This is a genomic window from Amycolatopsis sp. NBC_01286 (assembly GCF_035982555.1).
GTDB lineage: Bacteria > Actinomycetota > Actinomycetes > Mycobacteriales > Pseudonocardiaceae > Amycolatopsis.
Genome location: NZ_CP108428.1, coordinates 7,115,396 through 7,141,477, shown reverse-complemented (window position 1 = coordinate 7,141,477; position 26,082 = coordinate 7,115,396). Strand labels below are relative to the sequence as shown.

General features: G+C 71.6%; 30 protein-coding genes. 19 read left to right on the top strand and 11 right to left on the bottom strand.

Annotation, left to right across the window (positions count from 1 at the left end; translation table 11 throughout):
- Positions 1-677: 677 nt before the first annotated feature.
- Positions 678-1,673 (bottom strand): LacI family DNA-binding transcriptional regulator, encoded by a 996-nt coding sequence (locus OG570_RS33665; RefSeq protein ID WP_326951552.1) that lies wholly within the window; start codon positions 1,671-1,673, stop codon positions 678-680.
- Between the two features lie 249 nt (positions 1,674-1,922).
- Here OG570_RS33665 and OG570_RS33660 point away from each other — a divergent pair, with 249 nt between their 5' ends.
- The 6 genes from OG570_RS33660 (at position 1,923) to OG570_RS33635 (ending at position 8,791) form a co-directional block, all read left to right on the top strand.
- Complete coding sequence (locus tag OG570_RS33660; RefSeq protein WP_326953030.1) at positions 1,923-3,224, top strand: ABC transporter substrate-binding protein; 1,302 nt, start codon at positions 1,923-1,925, stop codon at positions 3,222-3,224.
- Positions 3,225-3,228: 4 nt separating this feature from the next.
- A complete protein-coding gene (locus OG570_RS33655; RefSeq protein WP_326949949.1) occupies positions 3,229-4,218 on the top strand; it encodes a carbohydrate ABC transporter permease in 990 nt (329 codons plus the stop codon).
- Positions 4,215-5,072 carry a carbohydrate ABC transporter permease gene (locus OG570_RS33650; RefSeq protein WP_326953029.1) on the top strand — a complete coding sequence of 286 codons (858 nt, stop codon included), beginning with the start codon at positions 4,215-4,217 and terminating at the stop codon, positions 5,070-5,072. The genes OG570_RS33655 and OG570_RS33650 overlap by 4 nt, the downstream gene beginning before the upstream one ends.
- A 2-nt stretch (positions 5,073-5,074) precedes the next feature.
- The gene (locus OG570_RS33645) at positions 5,075-6,496 is read left to right on the top strand and encodes a GH1 family beta-glucosidase (RefSeq protein ID WP_326949951.1); all 1,422 of its coding nucleotides are present in this window, start codon (positions 5,075-5,077) and stop codon (positions 6,494-6,496) included.
- 127 nt (positions 6,497-6,623) lie between these two features.
- Positions 6,624-8,390, top strand: coding sequence for an IlvD/Edd family dehydratase (locus tag OG570_RS33640; protein WP_326953028.1), 1,767 nt, complete (start codon positions 6,624-6,626; stop codon positions 8,388-8,390).
- A 98-nt stretch (positions 8,391-8,488) separates the two neighbouring features.
- Complete coding sequence (locus tag OG570_RS33635) at positions 8,489-8,791, top strand: DUF3040 domain-containing protein (RefSeq protein ID WP_326953027.1); 303 nt, start codon at positions 8,489-8,491, stop codon at positions 8,789-8,791.
- Positions 8,792-8,839: 48 nt separating this feature from the next.
- Here OG570_RS33635 and ku read toward each other — a convergent pair whose 3' ends face one another.
- Positions 8,840-9,784: a non-homologous end joining protein Ku gene (gene ku, locus OG570_RS33630; RefSeq protein ID WP_326953026.1), complete on the bottom strand. Its 945-nt coding sequence runs from the start codon at positions 9,782-9,784 to the stop codon at positions 8,840-8,842.
- Between the two features lie 51 nt (positions 9,785-9,835).
- Positions 9,836-10,033: a hypothetical protein gene (locus tag OG570_RS33625; RefSeq protein WP_247052170.1), complete on the bottom strand. Its 198-nt coding sequence runs from the start codon at positions 10,031-10,033 to the stop codon at positions 9,836-9,838.
- Positions 10,034-10,215: 182 nt separating this feature from the next.
- On the opposite strand from OG570_RS33625, the gene OG570_RS33620 reads away from it, so the two are divergent.
- Positions 10,216-10,422: a hypothetical protein gene (locus tag OG570_RS33620; RefSeq protein ID WP_326953025.1), complete on the top strand. Its 207-nt coding sequence runs from the start codon at positions 10,216-10,218 to the stop codon at positions 10,420-10,422.
- A gap of 62 nt (positions 10,423-10,484) precedes the next feature.
- On the opposite strand, the gene OG570_RS33615 is transcribed toward OG570_RS33620, so the two are convergent.
- On the bottom strand, positions 10,485-11,216 hold the full coding sequence (locus OG570_RS33615; protein WP_326949955.1) for a GAF and ANTAR domain-containing protein: 732 nt from the start codon (positions 11,214-11,216) through the stop codon (positions 10,485-10,487).
- Positions 11,217-11,459: 243 nt separating this feature from the next.
- On the opposite strand from OG570_RS33615, the gene OG570_RS33610 reads away from it, so the two are divergent.
- Complete coding sequence (locus OG570_RS33610; protein WP_326953024.1) at positions 11,460-11,666, top strand: STAS domain-containing protein; 207 nt, start codon at positions 11,460-11,462, stop codon at positions 11,664-11,666.
- Here OG570_RS33610 and OG570_RS33605 read toward each other — a convergent pair.
- Positions 11,637-12,608: a TIGR03557 family F420-dependent LLM class oxidoreductase gene (locus tag OG570_RS33605; protein WP_326953023.1), complete on the bottom strand. Its 972-nt coding sequence runs from the start codon at positions 12,606-12,608 to the stop codon at positions 11,637-11,639. The two genes, OG570_RS33610 and OG570_RS33605, sit on opposite strands and share 30 nt — an antisense overlap.
- A 106-nt stretch (positions 12,609-12,714) precedes the next feature.
- Here OG570_RS33605 and OG570_RS33600 point away from each other — a divergent pair, with 106 nt between their 5' ends.
- The 3 genes from OG570_RS33600 to OG570_RS33590 all read left to right on the top strand — a co-directional run bounded on the left by OG570_RS33600 (position 12,715) and on the right by OG570_RS33590 (position 14,341).
- Positions 12,715-13,044, top strand: coding sequence for a plasmid stabilization protein (locus tag OG570_RS33600; RefSeq protein ID WP_326953022.1), 330 nt, complete (start codon positions 12,715-12,717; stop codon positions 13,042-13,044).
- Positions 13,045-13,106: 62 nt separating this feature from the next.
- Positions 13,107-13,553, top strand: a complete 447-nt coding sequence (locus OG570_RS33595; RefSeq protein ID WP_326949959.1) for an ATP-binding protein — start codon at positions 13,107-13,109, stop codon at positions 13,551-13,553.
- On the top strand, positions 13,550-14,341 hold the full coding sequence (locus tag OG570_RS33590; protein ID WP_326953021.1) for a SigB/SigF/SigG family RNA polymerase sigma factor: 792 nt from the start codon (positions 13,550-13,552) through the stop codon (positions 14,339-14,341). The genes OG570_RS33595 and OG570_RS33590 overlap by 4 nt, the downstream gene beginning before the upstream one ends.
- Before the next feature lie 51 nt (positions 14,342-14,392).
- Here OG570_RS33590 and OG570_RS33585 read toward each other — a convergent pair whose 3' ends face one another.
- Positions 14,393-15,910, bottom strand: coding sequence for a CYTH and CHAD domain-containing protein (locus tag OG570_RS33585; protein ID WP_326953020.1), 1,518 nt, complete (start codon positions 15,908-15,910; stop codon positions 14,393-14,395).
- A 124-nt stretch (positions 15,911-16,034) separates the two neighbouring features.
- Between OG570_RS33585 and OG570_RS33580 the strand changes: the two genes are divergently transcribed.
- Complete coding sequence (locus tag OG570_RS33580) at positions 16,035-16,571, top strand: hemerythrin domain-containing protein (protein WP_326953019.1); 537 nt, start codon at positions 16,035-16,037, stop codon at positions 16,569-16,571.
- 102 nt (positions 16,572-16,673) lie between these two features.
- On the top strand, positions 16,674-17,480 hold the full coding sequence (locus OG570_RS33575) for a GAF and ANTAR domain-containing protein (RefSeq protein WP_326953018.1): 807 nt from the start codon (positions 16,674-16,676) through the stop codon (positions 17,478-17,480).
- Positions 17,481-17,535: 55 nt separating this feature from the next.
- Here OG570_RS33575 and OG570_RS33570 read toward each other — a convergent pair whose 3' ends face one another.
- Together OG570_RS33570 and OG570_RS33565 are read right to left on the bottom strand one after the other, a co-directional pair.
- Complete coding sequence (locus tag OG570_RS33570; protein WP_247052179.1) at positions 17,536-18,000, bottom strand: hypothetical protein; 465 nt, start codon at positions 17,998-18,000, stop codon at positions 17,536-17,538.
- 70 nt (positions 18,001-18,070) lie between these two features.
- On the bottom strand, positions 18,071-18,910 hold the full coding sequence (locus tag OG570_RS33565) for an aldo/keto reductase (RefSeq protein WP_326953017.1): 840 nt from the start codon (positions 18,908-18,910) through the stop codon (positions 18,071-18,073).
- 167 nt (positions 18,911-19,077) lie between these two features.
- On the opposite strand from OG570_RS33565, the gene OG570_RS33560 reads away from it, so the two are divergent.
- The 3 genes from OG570_RS33560 to OG570_RS33550 are packed head-to-tail and all read left to right on the top strand — an operon-like array spanning position 19,078 to position 20,053.
- Positions 19,078-19,491, top strand: coding sequence for a phage holin family protein (locus OG570_RS33560; RefSeq protein WP_326953016.1), 414 nt, complete (start codon positions 19,078-19,080; stop codon positions 19,489-19,491).
- The gene (locus OG570_RS33555) at positions 19,488-19,793 is read left to right on the top strand and encodes a DUF3618 domain-containing protein (protein ID WP_247052182.1); all 306 of its coding nucleotides are present in this window, start codon (positions 19,488-19,490) and stop codon (positions 19,791-19,793) included. Before OG570_RS33560 ends, OG570_RS33555 begins: the two co-directional genes overlap by 4 nt.
- A complete protein-coding gene (locus OG570_RS33550; protein ID WP_247052183.1) occupies positions 19,790-20,053 on the top strand; it encodes a DUF4235 domain-containing protein in 264 nt (87 codons plus the stop codon). Before OG570_RS33555 ends, OG570_RS33550 begins: the two co-directional genes overlap by 4 nt.
- Before the next feature lie 42 nt (positions 20,054-20,095).
- Here OG570_RS33550 and OG570_RS33545 read toward each other — a convergent pair whose 3' ends face one another.
- Positions 20,096-20,482: an STAS domain-containing protein gene (locus tag OG570_RS33545; protein WP_326953015.1), complete on the bottom strand. Its 387-nt coding sequence runs from the start codon at positions 20,480-20,482 to the stop codon at positions 20,096-20,098.
- Positions 20,483-20,649: 167 nt separating this feature from the next.
- On the opposite strand from OG570_RS33545, the gene OG570_RS33540 reads away from it, so the two are divergent.
- The gene (locus OG570_RS33540) at positions 20,650-21,936 is read left to right on the top strand and encodes an NAD(P)/FAD-dependent oxidoreductase (RefSeq protein WP_326949968.1); all 1,287 of its coding nucleotides are present in this window, start codon (positions 20,650-20,652) and stop codon (positions 21,934-21,936) included.
- Between the two features lie 16 nt (positions 21,937-21,952).
- Here the strand turns inward: OG570_RS33540 and OG570_RS33535 are convergent, their stop codons facing one another.
- Positions 21,953-22,147: a DUF2630 family protein gene (locus OG570_RS33535; protein ID WP_326949969.1), complete on the bottom strand. Its 195-nt coding sequence runs from the start codon at positions 22,145-22,147 to the stop codon at positions 21,953-21,955.
- A 59-nt stretch (positions 22,148-22,206) separates the two neighbouring features.
- A complete protein-coding gene (locus OG570_RS33530; protein WP_326953014.1) occupies positions 22,207-23,088 on the bottom strand; it encodes a LysR family transcriptional regulator in 882 nt (293 codons plus the stop codon).
- Between the two features lie 81 nt (positions 23,089-23,169).
- Between OG570_RS33530 and OG570_RS33525 the strand changes: the two genes are divergently transcribed.
- Both OG570_RS33525 and OG570_RS33520 read left to right on the top strand, forming a co-directional pair.
- Positions 23,170-24,498, top strand: a complete 1,329-nt coding sequence (locus OG570_RS33525) for a diaminopimelate decarboxylase (RefSeq protein WP_326953013.1) — start codon at positions 23,170-23,172, stop codon at positions 24,496-24,498.
- Between the two features lie 40 nt (positions 24,499-24,538).
- Positions 24,539-26,038 (top strand): ArnT family glycosyltransferase, encoded by a 1,500-nt coding sequence (locus OG570_RS33520; protein WP_326953012.1) that lies wholly within the window; start codon positions 24,539-24,541, stop codon positions 26,036-26,038.
- The last annotated feature ends 44 nt before the right edge of the window (positions 26,039-26,082 follow it).

The window sequence follows — 26,082 nt, the reverse complement described above, 5'->3', positions numbered from 1 at the left end:
ATCTGGGAGCGCTTCCAGGCGCAGACGGTAGCCAGCGGGAAACACCCCTGTAAAGAATCGAGTCAGAAGCACACCGTCATCGACGGCCTCGACGTTGCCGACCCGCGAGTAGTCAGCCCGCTGAACACTCCTGAACGGCCCCACCCGTTCGTCACCCCGTCACCCGACCGGCCCAGCCGCCCGGTCACCCGCCGTGCGTTTCGGGCGCCGGCTTGCGCCAAAGGCGTACACCTGGACTAGGAGCGCTCCCAGGCTCCACGGCCCACTACTCGCCACCGTGTCGTCCTCCCCGCTGCGCGTGTCGCGGTCGTGGTGCGCCGTGTCGTCCCCCGGATCACGCGTGTCGACCCTCCAGACACGTGAGCCGACCCTCCAGACACGCGAACCGACCCTCCGGGTACGCGAACCGACCGTCCAGGCACGCGAGTTCGCCCCTTCCGGCCGTGCGGGAAGGGGCATCACCCGTGATTGGGGAGGCATCACCCGTGATCAGGAGGTCGACACGCGTGATCGGAGGGACGACACGGCGCTGCGGGCAGGCGGCACACGCACCCAGAGGGTCGGCACACGTACCCAGGGGGTCGGCACGCGTACCTGGAGGGTCAGGTTGCGCACCCAGGGGGTCGGGTCGCGTACCTGGAGGGTCGGGGTTGCGTGCCTGGACGACACAGCCGGGGTCAGCTGGAGCCGCGGATGGCCAGGGAGACCGGGAGGACCTGCTGGCGGGGCTTCAAGGCCTGGTCGTCGAGGAGCTGGAGCATGGTCTCGACCATGGCGTGGACCTGCTCGCGCGGGTCCTGGTGCACGGACGTCAGGGGCGGGTCCATCGCCGGGGCGAGGGTGGCGTTGTCGTCGAAGCTGACCACCGCGACGTCGGCCGGGATGCGGCGGCCGGCCGCGTCCAGCGTGCGCAACGCGCCCACCGCCATCATGTCGCTCGCGACGAAGACGGCGTCGAGGTCCGGGTGGCGGGCGAGCAGCGCGGACATCGCGTTGGCGCCGCCCGAGAGGGTGAAGTCGGCCTCCGCGGCCAGGTCGACGGGGTCGAGGCCGGCGTCGAGCAGGGTCTTGCGCCAGCCGGCGAGCCGGTCGATCGCGGCGCTCTGGTCCTGGGGGCCGGCGATCGTGCCGATCTTGCGACGGCCGGACGCGACCAGGTGTTCCACGGCCAAGCGCGCGCCGCCCTCGTTGTCGAAGTCGACGACGTGGACGCCGCGGCGGATGCCCGCCGCCTGGCCGCCGAACACCACCGGGATGCGCAGCAGCCGCAGCGCCTTGGGCAGCGGGTCGGCCCGGTGCGGGGCGAAGACCAGCGCGCCGTCTACGTGGCCGCCTTCGAGGAACCGGACGGTCTTGCTCAGGTCCTCGCGGGTGTCGCTGAAGATCAGCACCATCTGCCGGCCGATGTCGGCGAGCTCGCGGTAGCCGGCGCGCATGACGGCCGTGCGGTACGGGTCGTCGAGCAGCCGGGCCTCCGGCTCCGAGAGCACCACCGCGATCGCCCCGGTCCGCCGGGTGACCAGCGAACGGGCCGCCTGGTTCGGGGAATAGCCCAGGTCACGGGCCGCGGCCTGGACCTTTTCCCGCGCCGCCGCGCTGACGTACGCGTCGTCGTTCAGCGCCCGCGACGCCGTCGACCGCGACACGCCGGCGAACGCCGCGACGTCCTCCAGCGTCGGCCGCTCTTCATCCCCTGCTCGAGGCCCCACGGCACCGCCCTCGCTCACCACACCCACCCGGACGCCCCCAGCTTATCGCCCGCGCGTCCCAGGGTCCGGGAGCGCTCCTCGCAGGAAACGCTCCGGTTACAGCCCCTTGACACCGCTGGAGGCCCCAAGCAGACTCTGCGACACCTGGGAGCGCTCCCAGAACGGCTCCCAGCAGTGAGAGCGCTCATTCCCGTCAACAAGGTGGTTGAACACGTGAGAACGATCCGGAACGGCCTGGTCCTCGCACTGGGCATCACGATGACGGCGCTCGGCGCCACGGCCTGCGGTGGCGGCGGTGACGAGACGCCGGCCGCGGCGGGCCCGAACGAACACGTCGACCTGACGCTGGCGACGTTCACCGAGTTCGGCTACGAGGCACTCATCCCGGAGTACGAGCGGCTGCACCCCAACATCAAGATCACCCACCGCAAGACCGGCCAGGGCGGGCCCTACCACCAGGACCTGATCACCAAGCTGGCCGCGGGCTCGGGCCTCGCCGACGTCACGGCGGTCGAGGAGGGTCACCTGTCCGACGTCCTCGACAAGGGCTCGAAGTTCAACGACCTGAGCAAGATCGGCCCCGCCGACGCCTCCCCCGACCGCTGGCTCGGCTGGAAGTACGACGCCGCGAAGACCAAGGACGGCAAGGTCATCGGCTACGGCACGGACATCGGGCCGCTCGCCATGTGTTACCGCAAGGACATGTTCGCCGCGGCCGGCCTGCCGACCGACCCCGAGCAGGTCAAGCCGCTGTTCGCCACCTGGGACAGCTACTTCGCCGCCGGCGCCGACTACGTGGGCAAGAGCAAGGGCAAGGCCTGGTTCGACTCCGCCGCGCAGAACTTCAACGCGATGGTCAACCAGCTCCCGCAGGGCTACATCGGCAGCGACGACAAGCTCGCCGTCGAGGGCAACCAGGGCATCAAGGACGCCTGGACGAAGGTCACCGACGCCGTCGCCAAGGGCGAGTCGGCCAAGCTCACCGCGTTCAGCAACGAGTGGAACTCCGGCTTCAAGCAGGGCGCGTTCGCCACGAAGGTCTGCCCGGCGTGGATGCTCGGCGTGATCAAGGAGCAGGCCGGCCCGGAGAACGCCGGCAAGTGGGCGGTCACCGCGGCGTTCCCCGGTGGCGGCGGCAACTGGGGCGGGTCGTACCTGACCGTGCCGACGCAGTCGAAGCACCCGAAGGAGGCCGCCGAGCTCGCGTCCTGGCTGACGGCGCCGGAGCAGCAGATCAAGGCGTTCCAGGCCAAGGGCACCTTCCCGAGCCAGGTCAAGGCGCTCTCGGACCCCGCGCTGCTGAGCCAGACCGACGCCTACTTCGGTGACGCCAAGGTCGGCGAGCTGTTCGCCGAGCAGGCCAAGAAGGTCCAGAAGCCGCAGTACAAGGGCCCCGGCGACGGCCAGATCCAGGAGAACGCGTCGAGCCCCGCGCTGCAGGCGGTCGAGCAGGGCAAGCCGGCGGCGGACGGCTGGCAGCAACTGGTCGACGCGGCGAAGAAGATCACGCGCTGACCTCATGACCGTCATCGACAAGATCGCGCCGGAAAGGAGCAAGGCCGGGGAGCGCACGTCTCCCCGGCCCACCTTCCGGCACAAGCTGAGCCGGTGGGACGTCAAGGCATCGCCGTACCTCTACGTCGCACCGTTCTTCATCGTCTTCGGTGTCGTCGGGCTGTTCCCGCTGCTCTACACCGCGTACGTGTCGCTGTTCAAGTGGAAGGCCGGGGACGACAACCCGGACTTCATCGGCATCGACAACTACAAGGAACTGTTCGCCGACGGGCAGTTCTGGAACGCGCTGGCCAACACCGTCAGCATCTTCCTGCTCTCCAGCATCCCGCAGCTGATCATCGCGATGGCGCTCGCGGCGCTGCTCGGCGGCCGGCTGCGCGGTGCGACCGGCTGGCGCGTCGGCATCCTGCTGCCGTACGCGGCCAGCCTCGTCGCGATCGGCATCATCTTCGCGAACCTGTTCGGCCCGAAGTACGGGCTGATCAACGGCGTGCTGCAGACGATCGGCCTCGACCCGGTCGACTGGCAGGCCAGCCGCTTCGGCAGCCACGTCGCGATCGCGATCATGGTGAACTGGCGCTGGACCGGCTACAACGCGCTGATCGTGCTGGCCGCGATGCAGGCCATCCCGAAGGAACTGCACGAGGCCGCGCTGATCGACGGCGCGGGGATGTGGCGGCGGTTCACCGCCGTCACGCTGCCGCTGCTGAAGCCGACGCTGATCTTCGTCACCATCACCTCCACGATCGGCGGCCTGCAGATCTTCACCGAGCCCAAGCTGTTCGACGCCATGCCCGGGTCGAACAACGGCGGTTCCACCAACCAGTTCCAGACCGTGACGCTCTACCTGTACCAATCCGCGTTCGAGAACTTCAACCTCGGGTACGCCTCGGCGATCGCCTGGGTGCTGTTCCTGATCATCGTGCTCATCGCGCTGGTGAACTTCTTCCTCACCGGCCGGCTGGCCCGCACCCCGGCGGTGAAGAAGAGATGACCACCATCCACAGTGGACTCCGCAAGAGCGTCGCGACGCTCGGCAAGCCGCGCAAGGCGACCTACTGGGTGCTCGCCATCTTCGTGCTCGGCTCGCTGTTCCCGTTCTACTGGTCGTTCCTGGTCGCCAGCCGCGACAACGGGATGCTCACCGAGCGCATCCCGCCGTTCTTCCCCGGCGGGAACTTCTTCGCCAACGCGGCCCGAGTGTTCGACACCGTGCCGTTCTGGAAGGCGCTGGCCAACAGCGTCATCGTGTCCGGCACGGTCACGCTCACCACGGTGCTGTTCTCCTCGCTGGCCGGGTTCGCCTTCGCGAAGCTCCGGTTCCGCGGCCGCAACGGGCTGTTCGTGTTCATCGTCATCACCCTGGCCGTGCCCACCCAGCTCGGCATCATCCCGCTGTTCATCGCCATGTCGAAGCTGGGCTGGGCCGGTGGGCTGCAGTCGGTGATCGTGCCCAACCTGGTCACCGCGTTCGGCGTGTTCTGGATGCGCCAGTACACCGTGGACGCGTTGCCGTACGAGCTGATCGAGGCCGCGCGCGTCGACGGCTGCAGCATGATCCGCATCTTCTGGAACGTCTGCCTGCCCGCGGTGCGCCCGGCGGCGGCGATCCTGGCGATGTTCACGTTCATGACGTCCTGGAACGACTTCCTGTGGCCGCTGGTGGTCCTGGACGCGGGCAACCCGACCGTCCAGGTGGCGCTGGAGAAGCTGCAGAGCGGTTACTACGTCGACTATTCGCTGGTGCTGGCCGGCACGACCCTGGCCACCATCCCGATCCTCATCGTCTTCCTCCTCCTCGGCCGCCAGATCGTGGCCGGGATCATGCAAGGTGCCGTGAAAGGGTGAACATGTCCGTACATCCCGACAGCGTTCGGGCGGAAAACGTTCGGGCGGAGACCGCGTTGATGTTCCCGCCCGCCTTCGTCTGGGGCGCCGCCACCGCGGCGTTCCAGGTGGAAGGGGCGACCACGGCCGACGGGCGCACCGACTCGGTCTGGGACGTCTTCGCGCGCCGTCCGGGTGCGGTCGTGGGCGGCGACACCGGGGACCCGGCGGCCGACCACTACCGCCGCTACGGCGAGGACGTCGACCTGATGCGCCGCCTGGGCCTGGGCGCCTACCGGTTCTCGCTGGCCTGGCCGCGTGTGCGGCCGGACGGTGGGGCCGCCAACGCCGCCGGGCTCGCCTTCTACGACCGGCTCGTCGACCGGCTCCTCGAGGCCGGGATCGAGCCGTGGGCGACGCTCTACCACTGGGACCTGCCGCAGGCGCTGGAGGAGCAGGGCGGCTGGACGTCGCGGGACACCGCGTACCGCTTCGCCGAGTACGCCGAGACCGTGCTGGCCCGCCTCGGCGACCGCGTCGCCAGCTGGTCGACGCTCAACGAGCCGTGGTGCGCGGCGATGCTCGGCTACGCGGGCGGCATCCACGCGCCGGGCCGCACCGACCACACCGCCGCCGTCGCCGCCACGCACCACCTGCTGCTGGGGCACGGGCTGGCGATGGACCTCATCCGGCGGCACGCGCCGGGCGTCCCGGCCGGGATCACGCTCAACCTGTACCCGGTCGCCGCGCACGACCCGGCGAACGCGAGCGACGTCTCGGCGGCCCGGCGGATCGACGGCCTGCAGAACCGGCTGTTCCTGGACCCGGTGCTGCGCGGCGGCTACCCGGACGACCTGGTCGAGGACCTCGCGCCGTTCGGGCTCGGCGAGGTCGTGCGGCCGGAGGACAGCGCGGTCATCGCGGCGCACGTCGACTGGCTCGGCGTGAACTACTACCGCGACTACCGCGTCGCGGGCCGCCCGGTGCCGGGCAGCGAGCCGGCGGGCCCGGAGTGGGTCGGCGCGGGCGACGTCCACTTCGTGCCGGACCCGGCCGCGCCCCGCACGGACTCCGGCTGGGAGGTCCAGCCGGCCGGGCTGACGGAGTCGCTGCTGCAGGTCCACCGCGGTTACCGCCAGATCCCGCTGTACATCACGGAGAACGGCGCGGCCTACCCGGACGTCGTCTCCGACGGCGGCGAGATCGTCGACACCGACCGCATCGCGTTCCTGGACTCCCACCTGCGCGCGGCCCACGAAGCCTTGGCGGCCGGCGTCGACCTGCGGGGCTACTTCTACTGGTCGCTGCTGGACAACTTCGAGTGGGCGGAGGGCTACGCCAAGCGGTTCGGCCTGGTCCACGTCGACTACGAAACGCAGACGCGGACACCGAAGCGCAGCGCCCACTGGTACTCACGGGTGATCGGCCTCAACGGCCTGGGCTGACACCTCCGGGCCGCACCACAGGGAGGCACGCCGTGAGGGGCACCTTCAGGGACGTATAAGCCCTGAAGGTGCCCCTCACGGCGTTCACGCGACCGCGTCGAGGCGCGCGAGTGACAGACTGGCTGGTATGGGACTGCGCAGCGAAGCTTGGTTCAACAACCCCGCCGACCCCGGGATGACCGCGCTCTACCTCGAGCGGTACATGAACTGGGGCCTGACCAGGGAAGAGCTGCAGTCCGGGAAGCCGATCATCGGGATCGCGCAGACCGGTTCCGACCTCACGCCGTGCAATCGGCACCACCTGCAGCTGGCCGATCGGACGCGCGAAGGGATCCGTGAGGCCGGCGGGATCGCGATCGAGTTCCCGGTGCACCCCATCCAGGAGACCGGCAAGCGCCCGACCGCCGCGCTGGATCGGAACCTCGCCTACCTCGGGCTCGTCGAGACGCTCTACGGCTACCCCATCGACGGCGTCGTGCTGACCACCGGCTGCGACAAGACGACGCCGGCGTGCCTGATGGCCGCCGCGACCGTGGACATCCCGGCCATCGTGCTGTCCGGCGGGCCGATGCTCAACGGCTGGCACAACGGCGAGCGCACCGGGTCGGGCACCATCGTCTGGAAGGCGCGCGAGCTGCTGGCCGCCGGGGAGATCGACGACGCCGGGTTCATGGAGCTGGTCGCGTCGTCGGCGCCGTCACCCGGGCACTGCAACACGATGGGCACGGCCTCGACGATGAACGCGCTCGCCGAGGCGCTCGGGATGAGCCTGCCCGGCTGCGCGGCCATCCCGGCGCCGCACCGGGACCGGGCGCGGATGGCCTACCGCACCGGGCTGCGGATCGTCGAGCTGGTGCGGGAAGACCTGAAGCCGTCGGACATCCTGACGCGGGCGGCGTTCGAGAACGCCATCGTCGTCAGCTCGGCCATCGGCGGGTCCACCAACGCGCCGATCCACCTCTCCGCGATCGCCCGGCACATCGGCGTCGACCTGCCGCTGACCGACTGGCAGCGGCTCGGGCACGCCGTGCCGCTGCTGGTCGACCTGCAGCCGGCAGGCAAGTACCTCGGCGAGGAGTTCCACCGCGCCGGCGGGGTGCCGGCGGTGGTGCACGAGCTGATGCGGCACGGGCTGATCCACGAGGACGCGCCCACGGTCAACGGCCGCACGCTCGGCGACAACTGCCGCGACGCCGAGGCGGGCGACCGCGACGTCATCCGGACGTTCGACACCGCGCTGGTGACCGACGCCGGCTTCCTAGTGCTGCACGGCAACCTGTTCGACGCCGCGATCATGAAGTCCAGCGTGATCTCGCCGGAGTTCCGGCGCCGCTACCTTGCGGGCGGGGTGTACGAGGGCACCGCGGTCGTGTTCGACGGCCCGGAGGACTACCACGCCCGCATCGACGACCCGGACCTCGGCGTCGACGAGGAGTCGCTGCTCGTCATGCGCGGGACCGGCCCGCTCGGCTACCCGGGCTCGGCCGAGGTGGTCAACATGCGCCCGCCGGCCGAGCTGATCAAGCGCGGGGTGCACGAGCTGCCGTGCCTCGGCGACGGCCGCCAGTCGGGCACCTCCGGCTCGCCGTCGATCCTCAACGCCTCCCCCGAGGCCGCGGCGGGCGGCGGGCTCGCCGTGCTGCGGACGGGCGACCGGGTGCGCATCGACCTCACGGCGGGCACCGCGGACGTCCTGATCACCGACGACGAGCTCGCGCTCCGGCACAAGGAACTCGAAGAAGCGGGCGGTTACCGGGTGCCCGAATCGCAGACGCCGTGGCAGGAGATCCAGCGCTCGATGGTCGACCAGCTCTGCGACGGCATGGTGCTGCGCCCGGCCGTGGCCTACCAACGGGTGGCCGCGACAAAAGGGATCCCCCGTGACAACCACTGACGGTAGTGCCCGAGCGCGGCACGTTCCCCGAAAGCGCTGCTTGGAAGCAGCGTCGCGGGGGTACCTGTGGGATAAGCCGAGGCCGAGGAGGACCCCCGATGCTGCCGGACCGTGAACGTCATGCCCTTCGCGAGATCGAGGCGGAACTGCTGGCGAGCGACCCCACGCTCGCCGACGTGTTCAGCGGTCGCGACATGCGGCAAGCCCGGCGCTGGAGCCTCCTGCTCATCCTGTGTGACATCACGGCGGTGGTGATGCTCGTCGTCGGCCTGTTCGCCCGGGACGCCTCGCTGGTGCTCTGGGGCACGGTCAGCGCGGGCGCGCTGGTGGCGTGGCACATCGCCCGTTCGGAGACGACCCGCAAGACCACCACCGGCGACGCCGAGCCCGCCGCCCACTGAAGCGCGTTTCCCCGCCTCGGTGGTCCCGGACCACCGAGGCGGTTCTCGTCAGGACGCCTTGAGCGCCTTCTCCAGCTGGGTCCGCGACATCTTCGACCGGCCTTTGACGTTCTTCTCCCGCGCCAGCTTGTCCAGCTCGGTCTTGGACAGCTCCCCCAGATCGGCCTGCTTCTTCGCGGGCTTCTTCTTGCCCTTCGCCGCCGGCTTGCCGCCACCCTTGCGGCTCTTCACGCTGCGCGAAAGGGCCTCGAACAGGTCGACGACGTCGGCCGACTGCTCCGGCTCCGCCTCGTGGGCGATCTCCTTGCCGGACTCCTTGGCCTTGATCAGCTCCTCGACGCGCTCGGAGTACTCGTCGCGGAAGTCCTCCGGGCGCCACGGCGCGGTCATCTCGTCGACCAGCGACAGCGCCATGTCGAGCTCCTTCGGCCGGGCCTTGGGCACCTTGGGCAGCGCGCCCATGACGTCCTTCGGCTTCCGGAGGTCCGCGACGAAGTGCAGCGTGTTGAGGACCATCACGTCCTCGCCCGCGCGGACCGCGCAGAGGTACTCCTTGCCGCGCAGCACGAACTTCGCGACGCCGGCCTTCTCGCTGCGGTCCATCGCCTGCAGCAGCAGGCCGTACGCCTTGGCGAAATCCTCCTTCGCCGGCTTCAGCCAGTACGTCCGGTCGTAGAACCACGGGTCGATCTCGTCGAGCTCGACGAACTGCTCGATGTCGATCCGCCGCGACCGCTCGGGCGCGATCTCGTCCAGCTCGTCCGGCTCGACGAGCACGTGGTCGCCGCCGCCGACGTCGTAGCCCTTGACGATCTCGTCCCGGGTGACCTCGTCGCCGGTCCGCTCGTTGACCTTGCGGTTGCGGATCCGGTCGGACGTCCCGCGTTCGAACTGGTGGAAGTGGATCGTGTGGTCCGCCACCGCGGGGTACAGCTCCACCGGAACGGTGACCAGCCCCAGGCTCAGCGCACCACTCCATACCGGTCTGGCCATGACGACCTCCTCAGCGCCTCCGATACCCGCGCGCGGGTGTCCCGAAACCGCTCAGGCCACTTCGGTGCTCTTGCTGTCGCCGCGGTGCAGGCCCAGCATCTCGAGCAGCAACGCGCAGTCGTCGGCGTCCTTGGCCCCCGCCGCCACGGCCAGCGCCGCCTTCCGGCGCAGCCGCTGCCGCTCAGGCGTGTCCTCGCCGTCGACCAGCAGGTCGACCACCGGCCGCAGATCGTTCCGTTTGTCCCTCATCCCGTGCTCCCCTTTTCCCGGTTCCTTCCCCAGCCCGGCTACCCCGCATCACCGGACGGAACACAGGAGTCACCGGACCGGACGCCGGAGACACCGATCATTGGGCCGAACGAGTGAATTCGCCCGGTTCCGGCGCCGGACCCGGCAAGGTAGGTGAGACCCACGTCACACCAGGAGGCCGCATGGGCACACAGATCCGCATCAGCCGCGAGGACGGCTCGCTGCCCTGCGAGGTCTGCGGCTTCCCCACGATGCACGTCGCGCAGGTCGTCGCCGACGGCGGCCGGGTGCTCGGCCGCACTCTGGTCTGCACGACGTGCACGCGCAGCCGGCAGCCGGAACCGGTGCCCCAGGCCGACGCGCCCCCGGACGAGGTCCCCGCCGGCTAGCCCGCCCCGGCCCTCGTGAGTGTTTAGGGGGGTTAGAACCCTCCTAAACACTCACGACTCTCTCAGCTGCTCGTCGTCGCCACCGCCGCGACGAACTCCGCCGCCACCTCGTGGAGCTTGCGGTTGCCGTCCTGGGAACGCTTGACCAGGCGCTGGAACGCGTCCTCCGCCGTGATCCGGTGCGCCGCCATCAGGATCCCCTTGGCCTGTTCGATCACCGCGCGCGTCTCCAGCGCGCGGTTGAGCTGTTCGATCAGCTCCTGCGCCGCGAAGTAGCGGCGCGCGCTGCGCAGCCCGAGGACCACCGTCGCGGTGTACAGCTCGAGGATCTTCGTGCCCAGTTCGCTGAACCCGTGCTCGCCGAACCCGAACAGGTTGACCGCGCCGGACATGTCGTCGTCCACCGTCAGCGGCGCGGCGAGAAAACTCGCGACGCCCAGCTGCTCGGCCTTCGTCACGAACTGCGGCCACAGGTCCCCGACCGCGCCGACGCCGACCCGCACCGGCTGCCCGGTTTCGGCGGCGCGCAGGCACGGTCCGTCCCCGATGCGGTACTGCTCGCGGTCGAAGTTGACCGCCCGCTGGTCGGTGCTGGCGACCGTCTCCGGTTCCCCGTCCCGGACCAGGGTGATGCTCGCCATGTCGGCCCCCGGCACCACCTGCACGGCGTGGTCGCAGACGGCCTGCAGCATCTGGCCGAGATCCAGCTCGGTGTCGAGCATCGCGGTCAGCGACTCCATCGCGACCGTCACATCGTCGAGCCGCGCGGTGAGCTGTTCATGCCCGCCCGTCATCCTGGTGACGCCCCTTACTTCTTGTGCTAAGGGCGCTCTAAGACCAGGGAGGACCCGGGCGCGCGCCACAGTGGGCCGCTAGCGCTTTAACGGGTCCAGCGCGAGATTACTGCATCCCCGCAGCGGCGGGCACAAGCGGTCACCACCTCCGCGCGCCGCGCGTCCGTTCGGAGCAACGAACCCCGGACCGAACCCGGCACCCCCGCGTTACGGCTGCGCACCAGCCGGCCCGCCCCGCACGAAGTGCTGGTCACCGTGCGGGGCGACCTCGACACCGCGACCGCGCCGTACCTGGGCGCCCGGCTCGACGACCGGCTCCGGGCGCACCCGCGGCGCGTCGACGTCGATCTGTCCGAAGTGGACTTCCTGGGCGTCGCGGACCTCCGGGTGCTGACCCGGGCCGAGCAGACCGGCGCCCGACTAGGCCGTCTCCCCCGCCAGGGCCGGTAGCAGCTCCTTCTCGGCGAAGTCGAGGAAGCCGTCCTGCTGGTCGCCGCCGATCTGGATCAGCGCGACGTCGGTGAAGCCCGCCTTCGCGAACTCGCGCACGCCTTCCACGATCGGCTCGACGTCCGGGCCGCACGGGATCGACCCGGCGACGTCGTCCTCGCGGACGAACTGGGTGGCGCCGGCGAACCCGGCCGGGCCCGGCAGCTCGGCGTTGACCTTCCAGCCGCCGGCGAACCAGCGGAACTGCTCGTGGGCGCGCTTCACCGCGGCGTCGCGGTCGGTGCCCCACGACACCGGCAGCTGGGCGATCTTGCGGGACGCCGGACCGGGCCGGGCGGCGTCCCACTCCCGCGCCAGGTCCGCCTTCGGCTCGACGGCGATCATCGCGTCGGCGACCGGGGCGAACCGGCGCACCGACTGCGCGCCGGACACCGCGACGCCGATCGGCGTGCGCGTCTCCGGCAGGTCCCACAGCTTCGCGGAGTCGACGCGGAAGTGCTTGCCCTCGTAGCTGAAGTAGCCGCCGTCGAAGAGGCCGCCGATGATCTGGACGGCCTCGGCGAGCATGTCGTGGCGGACGTTCGCGCCCGGCCAGCCGCGCCCGACGACGTGCTCGTTGAGGTTCTCGCCCGCGCCGAGCCCGAGGGTGAACCGCCCGCCGGACAGTGCCTGGATCGTCGCCGCCTTCTGCGCCACCACCGCGGGGTGGTAGCGCATGGTCGGGCAGGTCACGAACGTCATCAGCTCGGCGCGTTCGGTGACCTGCGTGACCGCGCCCAGCACGCTCCAGGCGTACGGCGAGTGGCCCTGTTCGGCCAGCCACGGCGAATAGTGGTCGCTCATGACCTCGAACGCGAAGCCCGCTCGTTCCGCGCCGGCGGCGTAGCGCACCAGGTCGTTCGGACCCGTCTGCTCGGTCATCAGGGTGTAGCCGATCCGCATCGGAGCTCCTCTCGTCCCGCGCCGCTTACCCGGCCCCGATGATGATCAACCGCGACGTTTGCCCGGTCGCGGACCGGGTATCCGCCGATCATCGAAGGGAGCGGTCATGCCTCAGGCCTGGAGCGGCAAGCGCGAACGTCAGTACGAGCACATCAAGGACGCGCAGGAAGACCGCGGCGCGAGCACCGAGCGGGCCAAGGAGATCGCCGCCCGCACGGTGAACAAGAACCGGGCCCAGTCGGGTGAATCACGCGAGGCGAGCCCGTCCTCCCTGAACGACAAGTCCCCGCAGGAGCGCGGCGGTGAGCGCTCCGGGAACGGCAAGGGCCCGGGCGGCCCGACCAGGGACCAGCTCTACAACGAAGCCAGGAAGCGGAACATCGACGGCCGCTCCAAGATGACCAAGAAAGAGCTCGAACGGGCCCTCGGCCGGTGACGGCGTCCTCGAGTCCGGATCGCGAAGTGTCAGGGTTCCCCCAGATGGGTAGACAGTCCGGTATGGAAGAAACACGAAGTGGCACGTCCGGCGGGCAGCCGTCGACCGACGGCCTGCTCGACGAGGTGGTGGAGCTCAGGTTGCCCGCCATGGCCGAGCAGATCCCCCTGGTCCGGATGCTCACCCACGGCATGGTGTCCCGCGCGGACTTCGGGCTGGACGCCATCGCCGACGCCAAGATGGCGGTCGACGAGGCCTGCGCGCAGCTGGTCCAGCTCGCGGAGCTCGGCACCCAGCTGCACTGCCGCTTCCGGCAGACGCCCGACGCGCTGCACGTCGTCGTCTCGGCCCGGTCGACCGACCCCCGGCCGCCCAGCGACCGGACCTTCGGCTGGCACGTGCTGACCACCCTGAGCCGGTCGGTGACCGCGCACTGCGACGTCCTGCCGGGCGGGGGCGCGGGCATCATCACGATCGAGCTGGTGCTCAACCCGGGAACGAGCGCGTGAGCGCCGAGCGCAAAACCCTCCTCCACCGCCCCGACGAATACGCCCACTGCGAGCCGCTGTTCGAGGAGCTGGGCGAGCTCGCGGCGGACGACCCGCGGCGCGACGTGGTCCGGGGCCGGCTCGTGACCGAGCTGCTGCCGCTGGCCGAGCACATCGCGACCCGGTTCTCCGGACGTGGGGAACCGCGGGAAGACCTGGTCCAGGTGGCCCGGATCGGGCTGATCAACGCCGTCGACCGCTTCGACCCGGCGCGCGGGCACGACTTCCTGTCCTTCGCGGTGCCGACGATCATGGGTGAGGTCCGGCGCCACTTCCGCGACACCGGCTGGTCCGTCCGCGTGCCGCGCCGGCTCAAGGAACTGCACCTGTCGCTCAGCCAGGGTTCCGCCACGCTGTCGCAGCGCCTCGGCCGCGCGCCGACGCCGTCGGAGCTGGCCGAGCACCTGAGCCTGGACGTCGACGAGGTCCGCGAGGGCCTGCTCGCCGGGAACGCCTACCAGGCGCTGTCGGTGGACAAGCCGGTGCACGACGACGCCGAGGCGCTCTCGCTGGCCGACACCATGGGCGAGCCGGACCACGAGATGGCCATGGTGGAGAACCACGAGGCCCTCCAGCCGCTGCTGCAGGAGCTGCCGCCCCGCGAGCGCGCGATCCTCGTGATGCGCTTCTTCGGCGGCCTGACGCAGACCCAGATCGCCGACCGCGTCGGCATCTCCCAGATGCACGTCTCCCGCCTGCTGTCGCAGACGCTGGAGCAGCTGCGCGGCAAGCTCACCGGCGACGCCTGACGCCGTCCCGGGCGGCGGCCCTGCCGAGCCGCCGCCGGTCCGCGCGAACGGCTAGCCGAGCCAGCCGGGGCGGTCGCCCTTCCGGAGCCGCCGCCACTGTCCCGTGAACTCCTCCCGCAGCCGCGCCGCCTTCGCGGCGTCCTGGCCGTGCAGGATCCCGAACGTGAACGTGTTCTGGCCCTCGCCGTGCCCGTCGACGGCGAGGTGGTGCAGCACCTCCCGGCCGACCACGGTGTCCTGGTGCGCACCCAGCGTCTGCTGCACGGCCTTGACGTTCTTGCGCCACGTGCGCAGCTTCTTCCCGTACACCGGCTTCACGGTGTCGGCGGCGTAGCGGGCCCGCTTGGCCTTCTTGCGGACGTCGTGCAGGGCCGTCTCGAGGTCTGTGCCCTTCAGCCCGCGGGTCGCGGCCTGGGCGCGGCGCAGCTTCTTCGCGGCCTTGCGGACGGGCTTGCGCAGCGCGGACTTCGCGGGCTTGCGCCCGCTGTCCGTCAACGCCGGCTCCGCCAGCACGGCGTCGAGCGCCCGCAGCAGGTTCCGGTACCGCTTGCCGGTCAGCGCGTCCAGCGCCCGGGTCCGGCCCTGCTCCTCCTCGCGCGCGAAGTAGCGCGTCAGGTACTGGCGCAGCGGTCCGAGCACCAGCTCCGGCGGCACGCTGTCCAGCTGCTTGCCCAGCCGGTCCTGCGTGACCTCGGTGTCGCGGGCCGGCGCCAGCTCGTGGCCGAGCCACTTCAGCTCGGCGGCGACCGGCGCCGTCGCCTGTTCGTCCACAATGGACCCGAAGGTGCGCAGGGCGCTGCGGAGCTTCCGGCTCGCCACGCGCATCTGGTGCACGGAGTCCGCGACGTCCAGCCGGACGCCGACGTCCGCGCGGCGCAGGTCGTCGAAGTGCGCGCGCAGGGACGTCAGCACGACGTCCGCGGCGGCGGGCTTCTTGCGGGCGCGGCGCGGTGCGGGCACGCGGTCGCCGATCAGGCGCCGCAGCTTCGACGGCCACGGCGACGCGGTCGCACCGGCCTCGGCCAGCGCCCGGTCGAACTCGGCCAGCAGGCCCGGCTCCGTGCCGGGGTCGAGCTCCAGTTCCAGCTCCCGCCACTCGTCGAGCCGCGCGGACTCGCCGCCGGCCTCGCCGGTCACGTGGTCGTCGGTCAGGACGGCGACGGTCCGGCCCTCGGCGTCGGCGAGGCGGTGGGCGAAACGGTCGGTGCGCAGGTGCGCGATCGGCACCAGCTTCTCCCCCAGCGTGTAGGCCCGCACCAGGCGCTTGAGCCGGCCGGGCACCTTGTGGGCGTCCCCGCCGAGCGGCAGCTGGATCTCCCGGCGCTCGTCGGCCGAGACGGGCAGCTTGACGTGCCAGCCCGCGTCGTGGCCGCCGACCCGGCGGCGCAGGGTGATGCCGGCCTGGGCCAGCCGATAGGTCCGGGTGTCGTAGTACGACGCGTCGAGGACCTGCTCCACGGGATCGTCCTGTGTCTCGACCCCGGCGACACCGAGCAGCCGCGGCACCCCGCTGCCCGGGACGATCTCGTACTTGCGTTCGCGCTCGATCACCATCGACGGCGCAGCCATGGACGTCCTTCCTGGTGGCGGTGGGTTTCCTCACCGGCTACCCGGCGGGCCCGGTGCCGACACGGGATTCGGCGCACGGGCAGCGGGTAACCCGGAAGAAATCGAATCCGGACCAGGAGCGTGCATGAACCACCGCCAGCCCGCAACCGACCTCACCACCGTCCTCGACGGCGACCACCGGGAGCTCGAGCGGCTGTGCACCGAGCTGGAGCTCGGCCAAGGCAGCCCGGAGAACCGCAAGGACCTCGCCGATCACCTCATCGGAGCGCTGGTCCGCCACACCGTCGCCGAAGAGCCCTACCTCGACGGGGACGGCGATCTCGCCGAGGCGGACGGGCTGATGCGGCAGCTGGAGGGGGCCGGGCCGCAGGAGACGCGGTTCGAGCGGCTGCTGGGCGGGCTGATCCGCACCGTCCGGCGGCACGTGCGTGACGAAGGCCCCGAAGCGGTGGCGCGGATCCGGCGGGACTGCTCCCCGGACCGCCGCGGCGAGCTCGGCCAGGCGCTGGTCGAGGCCCGCGAGGCCGCGGCGACCCTGCCGCACCCGGGCCTGTCCGACCGGATGCCCCAGGCCGACCAGCTCCGGCCGGGCCCCGGGTTCGTCGACCGGGTCCGCGGCGCGCTCGACCCGGCATCCGGGGGAACCACCGCCGCCGGTTGACGACACCCGCGACGGGGATCACGCCCGGCCCGGCCGGGGTGCACACTGGGATCGGGTTGAATGGGAAGGACCGCATCACGAGGGACGAAGGCAGCGAGGGAAATGAGCGTCGGCGAAGACGAATGGGCCGGAGAGCGCACCTGGTTCTGCGTGGACGACCCGCGCCCGGCCGAGGCCGGTCCGCTGGCTCGGCAGTTCGCCGACCTGACGCGGACGCTGCTCGCCGCGACCCCGACGGTCGGTGGCGTGCTCAAGCTGGTCGTCGGCGCGGCCGTCGAGATCATCCCGGACGCCGACCTGGTGAGCATCACCCTGCGCGACCCGGACGGCCGGTTCCACACCCCGGTCGAGACCGACCCGATCGCCCTGACGCTCGACGAGCTGCAGTACCAGCACGGTGAGGGCCCCTGCGTCGAGTCCGCCTGCCCGGACGGGCCGGCGATCGGCTGGTCACAGGACGTCGGCCGAGATCCGCGGTGGCCGTCGTTCGGCCCCGGCACCGCGGCCCACGGCTTCCACTCGGTGCTGGCGACCACGCTGATCCCCGACGCCCGGCCGCCCCGGCTGTCCGGCGCGCTGAACATCTACTCGCGCAAGCCCGGCGCGTTCGACGCCGCCGCCATCGACTCCGCGCTGCTGCTCGCGACGCACGCGTCCCTGGCCCTGGCCCACACCGAGTCCGTCGTGTCCGCCGAGCTCGAGGCGACCCACCTGCGCACGGCGGTCGAAAGCCGCGACGTGATCGGGCAGGCGAAGGGCATCCTGATGCAGCGCCGCGGCATCACCGCCGACGAGGCGTTCGACGTCCTGCGCAAGGCCTCGCAGGACCTGAACGTCAAGCTGGCCGACCTGGCCGGAACCCTGGCGACCCGCCACACCGAGCTGGACCTGCCGGTCCCCGGGCCCTGACACGCCGAAAGCGTCACTTTCACGTGAAAGTGACGCTTTCGGTGCGGGCGTGGGCTTACGGCGCCGTGTAGGGCGGCCGCTGGTCCAGCGACGGGCTGACGTCCGGGTACCGGCCGTCCTGGCCCGTCACCGGCGTGACCGTGGGGCCTTGCTGCTCCGGTTCGATCCGCTGCCGGCCGCCCCGCTGGACGACGGCTTCGACCTCCTGCTCGCCGCGGATGCGGGCCAGCGCGCCGAGCGTGATCGCGTGGGCCAGCGCCAGGATCAGCAGCAGCACGCCGATCCGGGCGATGATGCTGGGCAGGTCACCGCCGATGTTGATGGTCGAGACGAGCGCCAGCACACCCAGCGTCGCCAGGTGGAACAGCACCGTGACCAGCCGGGCCATCGACGCCCCGGCGGCCGGGTCGCCGTAGGAGTTTTCGAGGTAGCGGCGGCCGCTGCGGTAGATGATCTGGCCGTCCGCGACGACCAGCAGCGCGCCGATCAAGAGAAACGCGAGGTATGCGTTCGTGCTCATGCCGGACGCTCCTTCCTGGGGGACCTCTCCGGAAGAGGTACCCGGCGGGTAGCGCAGGGAAACGCGCCGGTCACCCGGTGAAGGTGTCGGGGTCGGGCCCCGTGCGGCGGCCGTCGTCGAGCCCGCCGATCGCGGCCATGTCCTCTTCGCCGAGCTCGAAGCCGAAGACGTCGATGTTCTGCCGGATCCGCTCCGGCGTCGACGACTTGGGGAACACGATGTTCCCGAGCTGGATGTGCCAGCGGAGGACGACCTGCGCCGCGGTGCGGTCGTACTTCTCGGCGAGCCCGGTCAGCACCGGGTCTTCGAGCACTTCGGCCCGGGCCAGCGGGCTCCACGCCTCGGTCGCGATGCCGTGGGCGCGGTGGTACTCGCGCAGTTCCGCCTGCTGCAGCGCCGGGTGCAGCTCGATCTGGTTGACCGCGGGCACCGTGCCGGTCTCCTCGGCGAGCCGGTCGAGGTGCTCGGGCTGGAAGTTCGAGACGCCGATCGCGCGGGCCTTCCCGGCCCGCAGGATGTCCTCGAAGCCCTGCCACGTCTTGACGTACTTGCCGGTCTTCGGCAGCGGCCAGTGGATCAGGTACAGGTCGACGTGGTCGAGCCCGAGCCGCCGCAGGCTGCCCTCCAGCGCGGTGATCGCGTTGTCGTACCCCTGGGCGTCGTTGGCGAGCTTCGTGGTGACGAAGACGTCCTCGCGCGCCAGGCCGGACTCCGCGATGGCCGCGCCGACCCCCGCCTCGTTCCGGTACATCTGCGCGGTGTCGATGTGCCGGTAGCCCGCGTCCAGCGCCGTCCGCACGGTGTTCGCCGTGTCGTCGGCCGGGATCTGGAACACCCCGAACCCGAACTGCGGGATCCGGACGCCGTTGTTCAGTTCCACGGAGGGGACATTGGCTGTCGTGGTGGTCATGCGTCCGGCCTACCCGAGGCGTCCGGACGCGAAACGCCACGGGCCGGTACCCACCCCGCGGTTTCACTCTTCCGAGTGACCTTCCGCAGGACAGCGCGGCGACCCGGGCAAATCCGGCGTGGTTATCCACGCCGGAACGGGGGTAGCCCGGCCTCAGGAGGTATTCCGTGATCGAAGAAGTGAACAAGAAGCCCGCGACCGAACGCTCGGTCGGCGAGCTGGTGTCGGACCTGTCCGACGAGGTCAAGCGCCTCGTCCGGGACGAAATCCGGCTCGGGGTCTTCGAGCTGCAGCACAAGGGCAAGAAAATGGGCTTCGGCGCCGGGTTGTTCGGCGCCGCCGGGCTGTGCGCGCTGTTCGGCGTCGGGGCGCTGGTCGCCACCGCGATCCTCGCGCTGGCGCTCGTGGTCCCCGGCTGGCTGGCGGCGCTGATCGTCGCCGTGGCACTGTTCCTGATCGCCGGGGTCGCCGCCCTGGTCGGCAAGAAGGAAGTCACGCAGGCGGTGCCGCCGGTGCCGGAGGAAGCCATCGCCGGTGTCCGCGAAGACGTGGACACCGTGAAACAGGGAGTGCACTCATGAGCGGGGACTTCCCGAAGAACGCGGAAGAGGCGCGGCTCGACCGCGACGCCACCCGTGAAGAGCTGACCGAGACACTGGACGCGCTCGGGCAGAAGCTCGACGTGAAGACCCGGGTCACCGAGAACATCGACGGCAAGCTCGACCAGGCCACGCTGAAGGTCGCCGACGTCACGAACGAGCCGACCGCGGTGAAGTTCCGCCAAGGCGCCGACGCCGTCCGCAGCAACCCGCTGCCGGTCTTCGCGGGCGTGCTGGGCCTGGTGATCGTGATCCGGCTGATCGCGCGACGGAGGAACTCGTGAACAAGGTCGTCTACAAACCGCTCAGCTGGGGCGTCGGTGCTCTCGGTGGGCTCCTCGCGGGCCAGGTCTTCAAGCAGGTCTGGAAGCGCGCGGCCGGCGAAGAAGACGCCCCGGACGCCATCGACCGCGACTACACCTGGACCCAGGTGATCATCGCGGCCGCCGTCCAGGGCGCGATCTTCGGTGCCGTCAAGGCCGCTACCGAACGAGCCGGCGCGGTCGGTTACCGCAAGGCGACCGGCGATTGGCCGGACGACTGAGCCGGGCTCGACCGGCCACAGTGGACGGCCGGGCCGGTGCGCTCACGCGTCCGGGCCGGCTTCCGCGGCGGGCAGGCCAACGGCCGCCAGCGCGGCGAGCGCGTCGCCCGTGCGGCGGTGCAGCTTCAGCAGCAGGTCGGCACCGGTCACTTCCAGCGACCGGGTGACCGCGTGCCCGCCGGCGACGACGGCCAGTTCGACGCGGTCGTCCGCCTCGAGCAGGGACCGGACGCCGGCGCAGCTGAGGAAGCCGACCCGCGACAGGTCGGCGACCAGGCGGTCACCGGTGGCGAGGGCCTCGTCGAGGACGCCGACGGTGGCGGCGTCGATGTCTCCCACCAGGGTGAGGACGCGGACCCCACCAGGGCGTTCGGTGGTCGTGACGGTCAACCCGCCGGCTTCGTCGATCGTGCGGAACAAGTGGTACATGGCGCTCCCTTCGCGGCTTTCAGGGGCGCTGACCGGAGCACGTGTCTGAACAACAGCCAACCCACCCGACCGTACGCCCCTGCGCCGACAGGTCAACCCCGCGGGTTTTCTTCCCCCGACCTGGGGGAATCCGCCAGGACCAAGATCGGTGCCCCGGAAGGAGATCCATGCGTGTCGTGATCGTCGGCGGCGGGTTCGCCGGGTACCACGCGGCGAAGAGCCTGCGGAAGGAAGCCGAGGACGTCGAGATCGTCGTGCTCAACCCGACGGACTACTTCCTCTACCTGCCGTTGCTGCCGGAGGTGGCGGCCGGGATCCTCGACCCGCGGCGGGTGACCGTGTCGATCCCGGAGACGCTGCCGGGGGTCCGGCTGCTGCTCGGCAAGGCGACGGCGGTCGACTTCGACGCGCGGGCCGTCACGTACACCGATCCCGAGGACGAAGAGCACCGGATCGGGTACGACCGGCTGGTGCTGGCCGCGGGCAGCGTCAACAAGCTGCTGCCGATCCCCGGGGTGCCGGAGTACGCGCACGGCTTCCGCGGTGTGCCCGAGGCGTTGTACCTGCGGGACCACGTCACCCGGCAGATCGAGCTGGCCGCGGCGGCCGAGGACCCGGCCGAACGCGACGCGCGCTGCACGTTCGTGGTCGTCGGCGCGGGCTACACCGGCACCGAGGTGGCCGCGCAGGGCCCGGCCTTCACCGACGCGCTGGCCGCGCGGCACCCCGAGCTCGCCGGGCAGCGGATCCGCTGGCTGCTGGTGGACGTCGCCGAGCGCGTCCTGCCCGAGCTCGACCGGCGGCTCGGGAAGACCGCCGACGAGGTGCTGCGCTCGCGCGGGGTCGAGGTGCTGACGAAGACGTCGGTCGACCACGCGGACGCCAAGGGCGTCACCCTCACCACCGGGGACCTGGTGCCGACCCGCACCCTCGTGTGGTGCGTCGGCGTCCGGCCCGACCCGCTGGTCTCGGACCTGGGCCTGGAGACCGCGAAGGGCCGGGTCGTCGTCACGGCCCAGCTGACCGTGCCGGGCCGCGACGACGTGTTCGCCTGCGGTGACGCGGCCGCGGTGCCCGACCTCACCCGGCCGGGCCGCTACACCGCGATGACCGCGCAGCACGCCGAACGCCAGGGCAAGCTCGCCGGGCGCAACGTCGCGGCGTCACTCGGCCAGGGCCGCACCCGCAGCTACCGCCACCACGACCTCGGTTTCGTCGTCGACCTCGGCGCCGGGGCCGCGGCGGCGAACCCGCTGCACATCCCGCTCTCCGGCCGCCTGGCCAAGGCCGTGACGCGCGGCTACCACCTCAGCGCGATGCCGGGCAACCGCGTGCGCACGGTCGCCGACTGGGTCCTGGAGACGCTGACCGGCCGCCAGACCGTCCAGCTCGGACTGGTGCGCGCGCGTTCGGTGCCGCTCGACACGGACTCCCCCGAGCTGCCCCACGTCTAGCCGGGCGAGACTCCGGTCACTCGTCGTCGAACGCGGACAGGGCCTGGCGGCGGTGCAGCAGCTCGAGGGCCGAGTCCAGCTGGCGCTCGAGGTCCTTGAGCCGGACGCGGTCGTCCGCGGTGAGCCCGCCGTGGTGGAGGGCGCCGGTGCGCAGCCGGTGTTCTTCGTCGATCAGGTCGGCGATGCGGTCGGTGATCTCGTGGCCTGCCATGGAATACCCTTCGACGGGAGCCTCCGAGAGCATAGCCCGGCCGGCCGCTGGGCGGATCTTCACGGCGTTCCCGCCGCGAGGTCCACGAACGCCCGCACCACCGAGGACACCGACCCCGCGCGCCAGGCCAGCCCCAGGTCGATGCGCGGCACCGGTTCCTCCAGCCGGCGCAGCACCACGCCCTTGCGGCGCAACGCGCGGGCCCGGTGTTCCGGCACCGCCGCGATGCCCGCGCCCTCGGCGACCGCGCGCATCAGCTGCTCGTCCTCCGGCTCCTCGCGCACGATCGGCGGGACGCCGGCCGGCCAGACCTGGGCGCTGATCGCGTCGTACTGGCCCGGGCCGTTCTCACGCGGCCAGAAGACCACCGGCTCGGCCGCGATCCAGGCCCGCCGCAGGCGGCCGCGACGGCGGGCGAGGTCGTGGCCGGACGGCAGCGCGATCAGCACCTCCTCCGACCCGACCGCCGCCACCGCGACACCCGGGTGGGTGACCGGCGGGCGCACGAAGCCGAGGTCGATCTCGCCCGCGGCCAGGCGGGCCAGGTTGAAGCTCGTCCAGCCCGTCTCCAGGGCCAGCTCCACGCCCGGGTGGCGGGCGCGGTAGGCCGCGACCAGGTCGCCGGCCAGCGGGCCGGGCGCCGAGCGCGTGTACGCGATCCGGAGGCGTCCCGAGTCGCCGCGCCCGGCCGCGGTGATCACGCCCCGCGCCCGGTCCAGCCGGTCCAGCAGCTCGCGGGCCTCCGCCGCGGCGACGCGACCCGCGTCCGTCAACGCGAACCGCGGGCCCGACCGGTCCAGCAGCGCGACGCCCAGCTCGGCCTCGAAGGCGCGGATCTGCTGGCTCAGCGACGGCTGCGACACGAACAGCCGGGCGGCCGCCCTGGTGAAGTGCATCTCTTCGACGAGCACGGCGAAGTAGTGCCAGCGGCGCAGGTCCACGCCGTCATTATAGGCGTGTCCTATGATTTCATCGGGACCACGTCTTGGACCGGCACGGCGGTGCGCTGCTGTCCTTGGAGCATGACCACGACCAGCGCCTCCCCGGCCCGCACCGACCGCCGGCTGCTCGCCCTCACCGCCGCGGCGGACCGGCGGCTCGTCGACCCGATGGCCGGGTTCGTCGACCTCGCCGGCCTCCGCGCGGCCGTCGAGGAGCTGACCGCGGCCTTCGCCCCGCTCGGGCACGTCCAGCACACCGTCGCCGCCAAGGCGTGCGGCCTCGCGCCGCTGCTGCGGTTCCTCGGCGACCTCGGGATCGACGCCGAGGTCGCCAGCCCCGGCGAGACGGCGGTCGCCGAGGCCGCCGGGCTCCGCGGGCCGCGGCTGGTGCTCGACTCCCCCGCCAAGACCGTCGGCGAGCTCGCCCACGCCCTGGCCGAGGGCACCGCGATCAACGCCGACAACTTCCAGGAGCTGGCCCGGCTCGACCGGCTCGTCGGCTCGGCGCCACCGCGATCGGTGCTGGGCTTGCGGATCAACCCGCAGGTCGGCGCCGGCCGGATCGGTGACACGAGCACGGCGACGGCGGCGTCGAAGTTCGGCATCCCGTTGCGGGACCACGGGTATCGCGCGCTGCTGCTCGAAGCGTTTGCGCACCGGCCGTGGCTGACCCGGCTGCACGTCCACGTCGGGTCGCAGGGCTGCCCGCCCGGGCTGATGGCCGACGGCGTCGCCGCGGTGCACGCGCTCGCCGAGGAGATCAACGCCGAAGCCGGGTACCGGCAGGTCACCAGCATCGACCTCGGCGGCGGCCTGCCGGTGAACTTCGACTCCGACGAGCCGGGACCGACCTACGCGGACTACGTCGAGACGCTGCTCGCGCGGGTCCCGGCGCTCGGCGACGGGCGCTACACCTACGTCACCGAGTTCGGCCGGTCCCTGCTGGCGAAGAACGGGTTTCTCGTCAGCGCCGTCGAGTACACGAAGGTCGCGGGCGGGCGGCACATCGCCGTGACGCACGCGGGGGCCCAGGTGGCCGCGCGCACGGTGCTGCAGCCGGAGCACTGGCCGTTGCGGCTCAGCGCGTACGACGCCGCGGGCGTGCCGAAGACCGGCCCCGACGTGCCGCAGGACGTCGCCGGGCCGCTGTGCTTCGCGGGCGACCTGCTCGCCAGGGAACGGCCGCTGCCGCTGCTGGAGCCCGGCGACCTCGTCGTCGCCCACGACACCGGCGCGTACTACTTCGGCGCGCACTACGCCTACAACACGCTGCCGCGCCCGGCCGTCCACGGCTTCGACATCGACGTGACCGGCGACGTCCGGTTCACCCCGATCCGCCGGGCGCAGTCCCTCGACGAACTGGTCGCGGACGCGGGCGGCGAATACGTCGGAGCGCTGCCGATCGGGTGATCACAAGCGTACGATCCTCGGACGCCGAGGGGAGACTGCCATGGGGGCCGGTCGCGTTTCCGGGTCGTTGCCACGTTTCGCCGCGGTGCCGGTCGGCCTCGTGGTCGCCCTCCAGGCCGTGGTTCTGACACTGTTGTCCGGCCGGTACGGCTTCCACCGCGACGAGCTGTACTTCCTCGCCGCGGGCAAGCGACCGGCCTGGGGGTACGTCGACCAGCCGCCGATCACGCCGTGGCTCGCACGGGCGTCGACGGCGTTGTTCGGCGAAACCCCGATGGGTCTGCGGGTCGCCGCGACCCTGCTGGGCATGGCGACGGTCGTGGTCGTCGTGCTGATCGCCCGCGAGTTCGGCGGCGGCCGGGGAGTCCAGGTGTTCACCGCGGTGGCGACGGCGCTCTCGACGTACGTGCTGGTCGTGTCGCACATGCTCGCGACCAACTCGGCCGACACGCTGCTGTGGTCGCTGATCGCGTTCGCCGGCCTGCGGCTGCTGCGCACCGGCGACGGCCGCTGGTGGCTCGCCGTAGGCGCCGCGGCCGGGCTCGGCATGATGAACAAGTGGCTGGTGCTGCTCCTGCTGTCCGGGCTCGGCATCGGCGTGGCCGTCGCCGGACCGCGCCGGGTCTTCCGGACGTGGTGGCTCGCGGCGGGCATCGGCGTCGCCGCCGTGCTCACCGCGCCGGTGGTGCTCTGGCAGGCGTCGCACGGCTGGCCGATGCTCACCGTCGCGGGCGGGATCAGCGACGACGACGGTGGCGAGAACCGCGTGCTGTTCGTGCCGATGCAGCTCGTCTACCTGTCACCCGTGCTCGTGCCGGTGTGGATCGCCGGGCTCGTCCGGCCGTGGCGTGACGCCGCGGTGCGCTGGGCCCGCGCGCTCGCGATCGCCTACCCCGTGGTCTGCGTCGAACTCCTGGCGCTGGGCGGGAAACCGTACTACTCGGTGCCGTTGCTGCTGCCGCTGGTCGCCCTCGGCGCCGAGCCCGCGCTGCGGTGGCTGGCGCGGACCGGGACGGTGCTGCGTGCGTCGATCGGCGTGGTGACGGCGGTGTGCGTGGTCGTGTCCGTCCTCATCGGACTCCCGGTGGTGCCGGCCACGGCGCTGAACGGCGTGCTGCTGGCCGTGAACAAGGAACCCGGTGAACAGGTCGGCTGGCCGGGGTTCGCCGACACGGTCGCGACGGCGTGGGCTCAGGTCCCCGACAAGGACACCGCCGTCATCCTCACCGACAACTACGGCGAGGCCGGGGCGCTCGAGTACTACGGGCCCGAACGCGGGCTGCCGCAGCCGTATTCGCCGCACATGTCCTACGCCGACTGGGGACCACCGCCGGACCGGCTCGTCGGGCCGGTGCTGGTCATCGGCCGGATCGAACGCGGCTCCCCCGCGTCGCGGCTGATCACCGGCTGCCACGCCGTGGCGACGCACCACAACGCCGAAGGCGTCGACAACGACGAGGACGGCGTCACGATCTCGCTGTGCGTCACGCTGACCCGGCCGTGGTCGGCGGCGTGGCCACAGCTGCGGCGCTTTTACTGATGTGCCCGGTTCCCTGCCCCCGGGCGCATGGCGCTGCTCGCGGA